The organism is Enterococcus sp. DIV1444a (assembly GCF_051712125.1).
GTDB lineage: Bacteria > Bacillota > Bacilli > Lactobacillales > Enterococcaceae > Enterococcus > Enterococcus faecalis.
Window position 1 is genome coordinate 1,570,556 of sequence record NZ_JBIOOG010000001.1, and the last position, 11,548, is coordinate 1,582,103.

The window sequence follows — 11,548 nt, forward strand, 5'->3', positions numbered from 1 at the left end:
TGGAGGGATTTACATGACAAAAAAAATTGGTATTTTTGTAGGGAGTTTAAGAAAAGATTCATTTAACAAATTGGTAGCAAAAACAATGGCGGACTTATTTCCAGCTGATTTCGAACCTGTTTTTATTAACATTGGTGATTTAGAATTATACAATCAAGATTTGGATGATGAAGGAACCCCCACCGAAGCTTGGACTACATTCCGTGAAGAAGTCAAACAAGTAGATGGTGTGATGTTTGTAACACCAGAATATAACCGTTCAGTACCAGCTGTTTTAAAAAATGCATTGGATGTCGGTTCACGTCCGTATGGCGAAAGCGTTTGGGATAAAAAACCAGGACTTGTGGTGAGTGTTTCACCAGGTGCAATTAGCGGATTTGGTGCGAACCATCATTTAAGACAATCATTAGTCTTCTTAAATGTTCCAACTTTACAACAACCTGAAGCCTATATTGGCGGTATTACGAATTTAATTGGTGAAGATGGTAAAATTATTGATGGCACTGTTGGTTTCTTACAATCAATTGTAGATGCTTACGTGGATTTCTTTAATCGCCTAACTGCCTAATTGAATCAATCGAGAAAAAGTGAGGCAACTTTTTTATAGGTTGTCCCCCTTTTTTATTTTTTTGCTTGACCTTCTCGTTACGTAAAGGTTTATGATAGGTTTTGTCAGGGGGAATGAATGATGGAATATACAATTAAAAAAATGGCTTTACTGTCTGGCGTCAGTGCACGGACGTTACGATATTATGATGAAATTGGTCTTCTTCAACCAGCCAAAATTAATTCTTCTGGTTATCGAATTTACGGGCAAGCCGAGGTGAATCGTTTGCAACAAATCCTTTTTTACCGTGAATTAGATCTGAAACTAGACGAAATTAAAGAAATTTTGGAGCAACCTGACTTTAATGTCGAACAGGCTTTATATGAGCATCAACAAAAACTATTGGAAAAGCGCAATGAAATTGATCGTCTTTTAGCCTCTGTTCAACAAACCTTACACCACTACAAAGGAGAGATAAACATGTCAGATCAGCAAAAATTCGAAGCATTCAAACAACAACGAGTTCAAAAAAACGAAGAAAAATATGGTAAAGAGATTCGGGAAAAATATGGCAACGAAACGATTGAACAAGCCAACAAAAAATATTTAAACTTGACGGAAAAAGACATGCAAGCAATGCAGAACGTGGAAAAAGATTTATTTTCTAAGTTAGCCATGTATCAAAAATCACCCAAGTTGACTAGTCAACTTGGGCAAGAAATTTTCCAATTACACAAAGATTGGTTAATGTACTCTTGGTCAAGCTATTCGCCAGAAGCACACAAAGGGTTAGGCCTTATGTATGTTGGCGATGAACGATTTACGTCATATTATGAACAACACGGCGCTGGTTTTGCCGAAGCGTTAAACGCAATTATCCAAAACTACGCTTAAATAGAAAGTGCGCCATCAGTCTCTTCAACTGATGGCGCACTTTCTATTTCTTACGATAATTAACTAAAGCTTGTTTATCTTTTTTTCTTTTTCTTCTTTTTGTTTTTCTTCATCATGCGATTCATGGCCATTTTGCCTAGCTTGCCTTTAACGCCGCCACCTAGCATTTGATCCATACCAGGAATGTTCATATCCCCTTTGGACATTTGTTGCATCATTTTTTTGGATTCTTTAAATTGTTTAATCATACGATTGACTTCAACCACACTATTTCCTGAACCAGCTGCAATTCTGCGGCGGCGACTAGGATTTAATAGATCAGGATTTTCACGTTCTGCAGGGGTCATTGATAGGACCATCGCCCGTTTCCGTGCCACATCTTTAGGATCGACTTTGACATTTTCAATACCAGGCATGTTACTCATTCCAGGGATCATTTTTAATAAGTCTTCAATCGGTCCCATGCCCATCACTTGATCCAATTGCTCAATGAAATCGTTAAAGTCAAAACTGTTTTCTTTCATTTTTTGAGCAAGTTCTTCTGCTTTTTTCTCATCGTAATCTTGTTGCGCTTTTTCAATTAGCGTCAACATGTCCCCCATACCTAGGATACGACTCGACATACGATCGGGATGGAAAATTTCTAAATCGGTTAATTTTTCACCAGAACCGATAAATTTAATCGGAGCGCCCGTTACTGCCCGAATTGACAGCGCAGCCCCCCCACGAGTATCGCCGTCCATTTTGGTAATAACAACCCCAGTAATTCCAAGCTGTTCATTAAAACTATCTGCAACGTTGACAGCATCTTGCCCCGTCATCGCATCAACAACTAACAGAATTTCATTAGGATTAGCCAACTCTTTAATTTGTTTCAATTCATCCATTAAAGCTTCGTCAATGTGTAAACGGCCGGCCGTATCAATTAAAACATAGTCATTTTTCTTTTCTTTTGCTAACGCTAACCCTTGACGAACAATTTCTACTGGATTAGCATCTGTTCCCATATCAAAAACAGGAACTTCTAATTGTTGACCTAAAACCTTCAACTGATCAATCGCTGCTGGACGATAAACGTCACCAGCGATTAAAAGCGGACGAGCGTTTTCAGTTTTCATTAAGTGTTTGGCTAATTTACCAGTAAAAGTTGTTTTACCAGCCCCTTGTAACCCTGTCATCATGATCACTGTCGGGATTTTTGGAGATTTATTCAGTTCAACCGTTTCTGAACCTAACGTTTTCGTTAATTCTTCATCAACAATTTTTACAATTTGTTGGGCTGGTGATAAGCTTTCTAATACTTCGACTCCTACTGCCCGTTCTCTGACACGTTTCGTGAAATCTTTGACCACTTGTAAATTAACGTCGGCTTCTAATAAAGCCAAACGGATTTCTCGCATCATTTCTTTTACGTCGGCTTCGGAAACTTTTCCCTTACGACGGATTTTACTCATTGCCTGTTGTAGGCGGTTTGTTAAACTCTCAAAAGCCATAGTTTCATTCCTCTATTTCTTGAATTTGTTCAATATATTTTTTGATTTCACTATCTTTTGGATAGGTTTCTTGAACATACTGCTGTAATTGTTCAAGATATTCTTTCCGTACAACATAGTTTGAATAAAGATGTAACTTTTTTTCATATTCTTCTAAAATTTTTTCGGTTCGTTTAATGTTATCATAAACCGCTTGGCGACTAACCTCATATTCTTCCGCAATTTCTCCTAAAGAAAAGTCATCAGCATAGTAAAGCTCCATATAATTCATCTGCTTTTCCGTTAATAATGTCGAATAAAATTCAAATAACGCATTCATGCGGTTTGTTTTTTCCATTTCCATGAGCCGTGCTCCCATCTTCAATCCCTTATAGGTTACCGATTTCATAGGGAATAGTCAATCTTTTTTTACTAAGTTTTTACCTTTTAAAAGAAATGTCCGCAAGTTGCCATGTTTCTTCAGAATAAACGGTCATTCCTTGTTGAATAAAATAAGCAGTTGCGACTCCAACTCCAGCTTTTTTAATGCCAGAAAATTGTCCATCATAAATCAGCTGGCTGCCACAGCTAGGACTTTTTTCTTTCAAAATCAAGGTTGTAATTTGTTGGGCTTTTAATTTTTGATACGCGCGTTGTGCCCCTGCTTTAAATGCCTCGGTCACATCTTCCCCGTTATCCGTATATACATAAGCAGTATTCGCCCAAACATCAAAGCCATCCCCGCCAATGATTTCTGCTGGCGGACGTGGAATGGGCAACTCTCCTAAAACTTCGGGACAAATCATTAGTGCTTTTCCATTAGTTACAAGTTGTTTTAACACTTCTTGTTCTTGAGATTTTCCATCGTAACGGCAACAAATCCCACCTAAGCAACTACTAATACCAATCATTCGCTTCTCCTCATTTCATTTCTCTATTATACCATGAGTTGACTTTTCTCAAAAGTACCATTCTTACTTACTTTAAAGTACGTTCTTCCTCTAAAAATATGTTAAACTAACAATAGTGAAATATACACTTATTTTCAGAAATTTCTTGAAGGAGTTATGTAAATGAAAAAAGTTCTTGTCGTCGATGATGAACCATCGATTTTAACTTTGTTAACCTTTAATTTGGAAAAAGAAGGCTATCAGGTGACTACTTCCGAAGATGGTAAAAACGGCTTCGAATTAGCTTTGTCTAATCAATATGATTTTATAATTTTAGATGTAATGCTTCCTGGTATGGATGGCTTAGAAATTACCAAAGCACTTCGTCGAGAAAAAATTGACACGCCTATTTTGATTTTAACTGCCAAAGATGAACAAGTAGATAAAATCATCGGCTTAGAAATTGGGGCAGATGATTATTTAACAAAACCTTTTAGTCCCAGAGAAGTCCTAGCACGCATGAAAGCTATTTTTCGTCGTTTAAAACCTACCACGACCGAACCGCTTCAAGAGGACACACCTAAAGCTCCGCTTGTGATTGGCGAGATTCGTGTGGATGAACAAAATTATGAAGTCTTTGTGCGCAATCAGCCCATTGAGCTAACACCGAAAGAATTTGAATTACTCGTTTACTTCATGAAACGCAAAGATCGGGTCATTAATCGGGAAACCTTGTTGGAACGAATTTGGCAATATGACTTCGCTGGACAAAGTCGCATCGTCGATGTCCACATTAGTCATTTACGTGATAAAATCGAGCCCGATCCCAAACGGCCCGTTTACTTAGTAACTGTCCGTGGCTTTGGCTACCGTTTTCAGGAGCCAAAGCGATGAAAAAGAGACTGCGGATTGAATATTTTTTAGTTGCGGCAGTCATGCTTTTATTATTTGTCGGGAGTATTGCGGCGACCAATTTTTTCTTTCAAAAGGAAATGGTTGCTCAGCAAGAAACCTATTTAAGAAGAAAAAATACCCTTTTAACAGACCAGTTGCCCCCTGCCGTTTTCGAAAAAGGACAACTGACAAACCAACAACAACTCCTTGTCACCCATGCGTTAGATGATGCAGAAGAACGGGTAACTTTGTTGCAAAAAAATGGTACCGTCTTTTTTGACAGCAGCCAAAATGAACCGCTAGAGTCGCACAAAAAACGACCTGAAATCGCTGCGGTTCTATCAGGAGCTACCTATGGTTCAGCTTTACGAAAGAGTAAAACGTTAAATAAAGAACTTCTGTACGTTGCCACGCCTGTTTTAAAATCAGGAGAAATCGTTGGCATTATTCGGATTTCGGAACAAACCGCGCTATTTTCTAAAAATATCCAATCTTTTCGTCGCTATATTATCTTTACATTTGGCATCTTGTTCCTACTAATTACCTTGTTTATCTTTTTACTGTTACGGCAAAAAAATCAACCGCTAGTGACTGTCTTACCGATTCTGAAACGAATGCTTAAACATCCAGATGAAAATCGATCCATTATCCAGCAATCTTCTGAATGGAATGAACTTTACGAAACTATTAACCTACTGAGTCAACAAGTAAGTCAAACGTATAAAGCGTATACGTCTGCGGATGAGCAATTTCACGAACTTTTAGATGAGTTGATGATTGGTGTCTTTATCATTGATACGCAAGGACGGCTTCGTCTGTTGAACCCTAAAATGCAGGAAATGTTAGGACTCTCTGCTAAAAATATGCAAAGCAATTATCTTGAAGTGATTCAAGACGCCGATTTGATTCATTTAATCCATCAAGTCGTCGCTGAAAAAAACAGTTTACATCAAGAAATCACTGTGACACAAGGACCAACACCTTTACGATTAGATCTTTCTCTTCGTTACTTGGATGATCAAAGCGCCAATGATTATCAAGTGTTAGGAATTGCCTATGATTTAACGCGCGTTCGCCAACTAGAAAAAATGCAAAAAGATTTTGTATCAAACGTGTCTCATGAATTAAAAACGCCTGTCACTTCTCTTTTGGGCTTTACCGAGACACTCATAGACGGCGCCAAAGAAGATCCGGAAGTCCTTGATCAATTTTTGCATATCATGCAAAAAGATGCCCAGCGTCTGCAACAATTAATTCAAGAAATTCTAGAACTTTCTCGGGGCAGCGCAACAATTCCTTATGCGGAACAAGAAATTACTTTAGAAAAATTTATTACAGAAATTCTCGGTTCTTATCAGCAACAATTGGCAGCAAAACAGTTGAAAACAGTCGTCCATGGTCTGCCAGAAAGCCAGTTTTTCACCAAATACGAATTGTTTTATCCAATCGTGAAGAATCTAATTGAAAATGCCATTCAGTATTCCCAAGAAAATGGTCAGATTACTATTTCTTATGCTATAGAAAATAAGCAATTACGTTTATCTGTTCAAGATACTGGCATTGGCATTAGTCAAAAAGACCAAGAACGGATCTTTGAACGGTTCTATCGCGTCGATAAAGCACGTAGCCGTCATTCTGGTGGCACCGGTCTAGGTCTAGCTATTGTCCAAAATTACACAGAATTATTAGGCGGTAAAATCGCCATTGATAGTCACTTAGGCTTAGGGACCACTTTTACAATCACCTTGCCTTTAACAAAAAAAGAAGCCTAAAAAAACTCAGCCAATCCTGTTTATTGGCTGAGTTTTTTTTGTTTATTTTTCAGTTACTTTTCCATTTACATCACGTTCTACTTGCATATCTGTGATGGCTAAATAACCTAAGTCTTTGACAATTGTTTTTTGAACATCATCGGTGACCATATAGTCTAAGAAGGCTTTTACTTCTTTATTAGGCTCCCCTTTTGTATACATATGTTCATAAGACCAGATTTTCCATGAATTGTCTTTCACGTGTTCTTCTTTTGGTTCAACACCATCAATGCTTAAGGCAACAGTGGAATCATCCATATAAGAAAAAGCTAAATAGCTGATTGCTCCTGGTGTTTGTTCAACAATTTTACGAACTGTTCCCGAAGAATCTTGTTCTTGTGATTGAACTGGTTTAGCTCCATCTAAGCCCCATTTTTCAAATGTTGCTCGGGTGCCACTTCCGTTGGCGCGATTGATTACGACGATTTCTTGATCTTTGCCGCCCACTTCTTTCCAGTTTTTGACTTTGCCAGTAAAGACATCAATCAATTGTTGCTTCGTTAAATTCTTCACGCCGACTTCTTTGTTGACCACTGGTCCCATACCAACCACAGCCACCCGATGATCGACTAATTTAGAGGCATCAACGCCATCTTTCTCTTCCGCAAACACATCGGAATTTCCAATGGTCACTGCGCCATCTGCAACTTGCGAAAGTCCTGTTCCGCTGCCGCCACCTTGGACAGAAACTGTATAATTGGGATGTTCTTGTGTAAATTGATCTTTCGCAGCATCTACTAACGGTTGTAAAGCGGTGGAACCAACAGCGACAATTTTAACTGGTTTGTTATTATCCGCTTCGCTGGATTTTTCAGTTGTGCCTCCTTGAGCGCCGCACCCAGTTAATAATAACCCTAGACTCAGCATAGTTGCTGCAATTACACGTTTTTTCATCTTTGCACTTCCTTTTCAATTAGTTACAAATTTAGTCTACCAAGACTCTGTTAATTCTGTTTCAATTAAATGTAAATAAAAGGTAAAGGTGTGTAAAGAATCTATAAAGGTTAGTGCGTTACGCGTTGTGTCGCCATGTAATGTGCGATTCGTTCCATGGCCGTTGTTAATTTATCCATCTCGGACGCATAACTAATTCGGACGTATCCTTCTGCTTCTGGGCCAAAAGAAATACCTGGAATCAACGCTACTGCTTCTTTTTGCGCTAAATCAATACAAAATTTCATAGAATCTTGTTCATAACCAGTAGGAATCTTAGCAAAAATATAAAAGGCGCCATTTGGACGCGCAACCTCAAACCCCAATTGAGTCATCTGTTCATAAACAAAATCGCGCCGTTTCCGATACTCTTCTTTCATAATTTCAGCATCATGCATTCCTTCGATTAGGGCACGAACAGCCGCTTTTTGAGACACAGTGGCAGCCGCAGTAACTAAATACTGATGAACTTTAATAATCTCCGCTGTTAAAATCGCTGGTGCAAAAATAAAGCCAATCCGCCAGCCTGTCATAGCATGTGATTTCGACAAACCGTTAATTAAAATCGTTTGGTCACGTAACATTTCAGCAATCGAAACATGACTCTCATCATAAGTTAACTCACTATAAATTTCATCACTAATCACAAAAATGTCGTATTTTTTTAGAACATCAGCAATGGCTTGCAACTCTTGGCGGTTATAGGTGACACCAGTTGGGTTGCTAGGATAATTTAAAATAATTGCTTTGACTTGGTTCCCATGCTCGGCCATCGCCGCTTCAATCATTTCAGGGGTCAAGACAAAATCATTGTCTCGTGTATCCAAATATACCGGTTCCGCCCCCGCCAATGTAATAATTGGTTCATACCCTGGGTAAATAGGTGCTGGTAATAGCACTTTGTCACCTTGTTCTAAAATTGCTAATAACGAAGCTGAAATCGCTTCTGTTGCTCCAACTGTTACTAAAATTTCTGTCGCAGGCTGGTAAGTCAAATGGTACTTTTCTTTCATAAAATAAGCGGCTGCTTCACGGACATCTAATAAACCAGACATCCCTGTATAATGAGAAAAATTCGCATCAATTGCTTCTTTGGCTGCTTTTTTGACATGCTCAGGTGTGTTAAAATCCGGCTCTCCTAGCGTTAATTTTAAAATACCTTCAATTCCTGAGACTTGTTCGTCAAATTGACGAATTAAAGAAACAGCAATTTTATTTACTTGACGATTAAAACGATTGGTTAAATCCATTTAGCTTCACTCCTTCAGTTGACGTTATAGTAGCACAAATTGACCGTAAAATGAATGATTTTCTCATTGTTTCGCTAGATTTTTATTATAAATATCTCAAAAAAACAGCCGACAATAAAATAGGAGAACTTTGTCCTTTTCAACAAAGTTCTCCTATTTATTTATTTTTCGAAACGCCATGTCCGAATTTCAAACGGACGTAATGGTGCATCGACTTCTATCGCCGGTATCAACGGTTCTTCTAATACATTTGTTAAACAAGTCGCTGGTTGTGTCTCTTTGTGAAGTTCACAAGGAATATTTTGCGCTGTTAGATTAAAGCCACGAACGACTAAATGATTCGTTTGCTCTTGACGTTTAACGGCTGTCCAACCAATTGGTCCTTCTGCCGTTGTCAAGTAGACATGGTTCGGTGCTAGTTTACCTTCATGACGCGCAGTAGTAGCTGCAGTAAAAGGAATTTGTGCACTATAAGCTTGTTGATACGTAGCAAAGCGTTCTTCTGGTTTTCCATGCAATGACAAACCATATTTAAAGGTATATTCTCCTTGGCATTGTGCTTCTGGTGTCGCAAAATAGCCCCAATCACCTAGTTCGCCAACACAACGAATTAATGTGACCGCAATGGTTCCATCTGCTAAGACTTCATACTCATTTAAGCCTTCATTGAAGATAGTCACGCCTTTGTTTTGGTCATGAACATTCACAAACGCTTGTTGGTGCTGCGGGTTTGTTGGATTTTCCCATGTGTCGCTTACTTGATTTGGTCGTGTCACGACTTCATAAATACTATCCGCTTCGTGTGTTTCTGTGACCATGCCAGTTGGGAAAAGCACGCGTAAACGATGATCTTTGATTTGATTATTAATGGTTGTTTCAAAGAACAATTGGTTACTTTCTTTGATCATTGTAACCACTGTCGTTATTTCGAACGGGCGAAGCGTCGTTGAACGTTGTGCTTGGCGTTCTCTAAACTCACGAACAGCCTTTTGTTCTTCTGCTAAGCGTTCATCTGCTGCAACTGGTAACATGACGGTTTGTTTAATTTGATAACTTGCTTTTACAGGTGAATTTTCTTTATTCGTGATTTCAGCCGTTACATTTTCGGTTGTAATTCCTTGGTCTTCGGTCGGTTTGAAAAAGATATATTCATTCCCAATGTCGCCAGTATCTTCAAATGTTAACAATTTTGAAAATGTTTCTCCTGTTTTTTTGTCAGCAATGGTTAAGCTACCATTGTTTTCAATTTTCACATGAATAAATTCGTTTTCCATTTCATTTATTGCTGGTTTAGCCAAAAGACTTCCTTCAAAAGCTTTCGTTTCTCCTTGAATCAATGCAAAGCTATCCCAAGAGAATGGCGCCATTTCTTTGACGGATAATTCGACCGTTAAGTATTTAGCCATGTACGGTTGACGGAAGGCATCTTTAGGTAAATCGTAACCAAAACGAACATCTTCTTTGACAATACGGCTTGCAACGGCTTGTCCAGTTGGATCAATCACTTGATAATCTGGAGTCGCTTTTTGTTTTAATTCATGATAAAGATCTTCAGGTTTTCCTGTATAAAATGGCAATCGTTCAATCTCCACTTCCACAGTGACAACCTCCGTTTTCTGATAGCCACTAGTATTAAATAAAACAAACGGGTGCGCTTTTTCTGGGAAAACACTTGTATCAATTGCTTCTGTTAATTGTCGTGTTGCTTCATCTGCTAAGAAATGCCCAACATCATTGGCATTTTCAAAGCGAGTCATCATGCCTCGGTGAACCTCGTCGACAGAACAGCCACAAATACTATCGTGCGGATGGTTTTGAAGCAATGTTTTCCAAGCATAATCAAATTGGTCGTGTGGGTAGTCGCCAGTTACTTCGTAAGCCATTGCTGCTAAAGGTTCTGCGATATTTTCTAATTGGCGTTGGACTTTTGTGTTCCACTGTTTTAAATAGACGCGAGCAGAAGAAGTGTTGGCTAATGTGTACCAGCCATCCGTTTCTTGACTCGTTAATTCACCTGTTACTGTTCCTAAATCTTCTGGCAACTCCTCTTGAACAGCTTTCAAATAGTCATCGAAATTGGAATGAATAAATTCATATTCTGGGAATAGTTCATTGGCTAAAGCGATGGCCTTAGTAATATCTCTTTGTACCGGTTGGTGGTCGACTCCATTCATCATCAATAAATGGTTTGTGGAAGCGTAACGTTCCACATCAGCCAATTTTTGTTTCCAAAAAGCGATTGCTGCTTCTTTTTCTGAAGGAATTTCGTTCCCGTTACTATACCAGTTCGCAAAAAGCAAGCCGAAAATTTTCGTTTGGTCAGGACCTTCCCACCACATTTCAGAATATTGTGAGCTATAGTCGCTTTCTAAGACTTGATTATCAAAGCCAATCGGTTTCACTCCGCGTCCAAAGGCAGCCGCAGGCAGATTTGCTAATTGCATCATTTGAGGCGTTTGACCCATATTGCCAAATGTATCCGGGAAGTAACCTAATTGAACTGGTGCTCCCCATTTTTGACTTTCTAAATGCCCAATCAGCATGTTTCGAACATTGGATTCAGAGCTAATTAAAAAGTCATCTTGTAAAATATAAAATGGCCCAATTTTTAGTTTGCCTGCTTGGACAGCTTTTTTCACGGCTTCTTTTTTCTCTGGGCGAACTTGTAAATAGTCGTCTAAGATAATCGTTTGTCCATCTAAATGGAAACTGTTAAACTCTGGATCATTTTCAATCAAATCTAATACATTATCCACTAATTCAATTAAGCGCATATGATGTTCTTCATAAGGAAGATACCATTCACGATCCCAATGACTATGGGAAACAATATAGACTTTTTTCTTTGTCATCACTT

10 protein-coding genes are annotated in these 11,548 nt (G+C 38.6%); 4 read left to right on the forward strand and 6 right to left on the reverse strand.

Features of this window, described 5'->3' with window-relative positions; all coding sequences use genetic code 11:
* Positions 1 to 13 precede the first annotated feature (13 nt).
* Both IGI87_RS07745 and IGI87_RS07750 read left to right on the forward strand, forming a co-directional pair.
* Entirely contained in the window at positions 14 to 568 is a 555-nt protein-coding gene (locus IGI87_RS07745; RefSeq protein ID WP_002357432.1) for an NADPH-dependent FMN reductase, read from the forward strand.
* A gap of 117 nt (positions 569 to 685) precedes the next feature.
* On the forward strand, positions 686 to 1,441 hold the full coding sequence (locus IGI87_RS07750; protein WP_438736577.1) for a MerR family transcriptional regulator: 756 nt from the start codon (positions 686 to 688) through the stop codon (positions 1,439 to 1,441).
* A gap of 74 nt (positions 1,442 to 1,515) precedes the next feature.
* On the opposite strand, the gene ffh is transcribed toward IGI87_RS07750, so the two are convergent.
* The 3 genes from ffh to IGI87_RS07765 form a co-directional block, all read right to left on the reverse strand.
* Entirely contained in the window at positions 1,516 to 2,934 is a 1,419-nt protein-coding gene (gene ffh / locus IGI87_RS07755) for a signal recognition particle protein (RefSeq protein ID WP_438736578.1), read from the reverse strand.
* 4 nt (positions 2,935 to 2,938) lie between these two features.
* Positions 2,939 to 3,277: a putative DNA-binding protein gene (locus IGI87_RS07760; protein WP_002357429.1), complete on the reverse strand. Its 339-nt coding sequence runs from the start codon at positions 3,275 to 3,277 to the stop codon at positions 2,939 to 2,941.
* Between the two features lie 76 nt (positions 3,278 to 3,353).
* The gene (locus IGI87_RS07765; RefSeq protein WP_438736579.1) at positions 3,354 to 3,824 is read right to left on the reverse strand and encodes a DUF523 domain-containing protein; all 471 of its coding nucleotides are present in this window, start codon (positions 3,822 to 3,824) and stop codon (positions 3,354 to 3,356) included.
* A gap of 162 nt (positions 3,825 to 3,986) precedes the next feature.
* On the opposite strand from IGI87_RS07765, the gene IGI87_RS07770 reads away from it, so the two are divergent.
* Both IGI87_RS07770 and pnpS read left to right on the forward strand, forming a co-directional pair.
* Positions 3,987 to 4,697 carry a response regulator transcription factor gene (locus IGI87_RS07770; RefSeq protein WP_002360193.1) on the forward strand — a complete coding sequence of 237 codons (711 nt, stop codon included), beginning with the start codon at positions 3,987 to 3,989 and terminating at the stop codon, positions 4,695 to 4,697.
* A complete protein-coding gene (gene pnpS / locus IGI87_RS07775; protein ID WP_438736580.1) occupies positions 4,694 to 6,469 on the forward strand; it encodes a two-component system histidine kinase PnpS in 1,776 nt (591 codons plus the stop codon). The genes IGI87_RS07770 and pnpS overlap by 4 nt, the downstream gene beginning before the upstream one ends.
* 42 nt (positions 6,470 to 6,511) lie before the next feature.
* Here the strand turns inward: pnpS and IGI87_RS07780 are convergent, their stop codons facing one another.
* From IGI87_RS07780 to IGI87_RS07790, 3 genes are all read right to left on the reverse strand, one after another.
* Positions 6,512 to 7,402: a phosphate ABC transporter substrate-binding protein PstS family protein gene (locus IGI87_RS07780; RefSeq protein WP_438736581.1), complete on the reverse strand. Its 891-nt coding sequence runs from the start codon at positions 7,400 to 7,402 to the stop codon at positions 6,512 to 6,514.
* Positions 7,403 to 7,512: 110 nt separating this feature from the next.
* The gene (locus IGI87_RS07785) at positions 7,513 to 8,691 is read right to left on the reverse strand and encodes a pyridoxal phosphate-dependent aminotransferase (RefSeq protein ID WP_438736582.1); all 1,179 of its coding nucleotides are present in this window, start codon (positions 8,689 to 8,691) and stop codon (positions 7,513 to 7,515) included.
* A 161-nt stretch (positions 8,692 to 8,852) separates the two neighbouring features.
* The gene (locus tag IGI87_RS07790) at positions 8,853 to 11,543 is read right to left on the reverse strand and encodes an alpha-mannosidase (RefSeq protein WP_438736583.1); all 2,691 of its coding nucleotides are present in this window, start codon (positions 11,541 to 11,543) and stop codon (positions 8,853 to 8,855) included.
* Positions 11,544 to 11,548 lie beyond the last annotated feature (5 nt).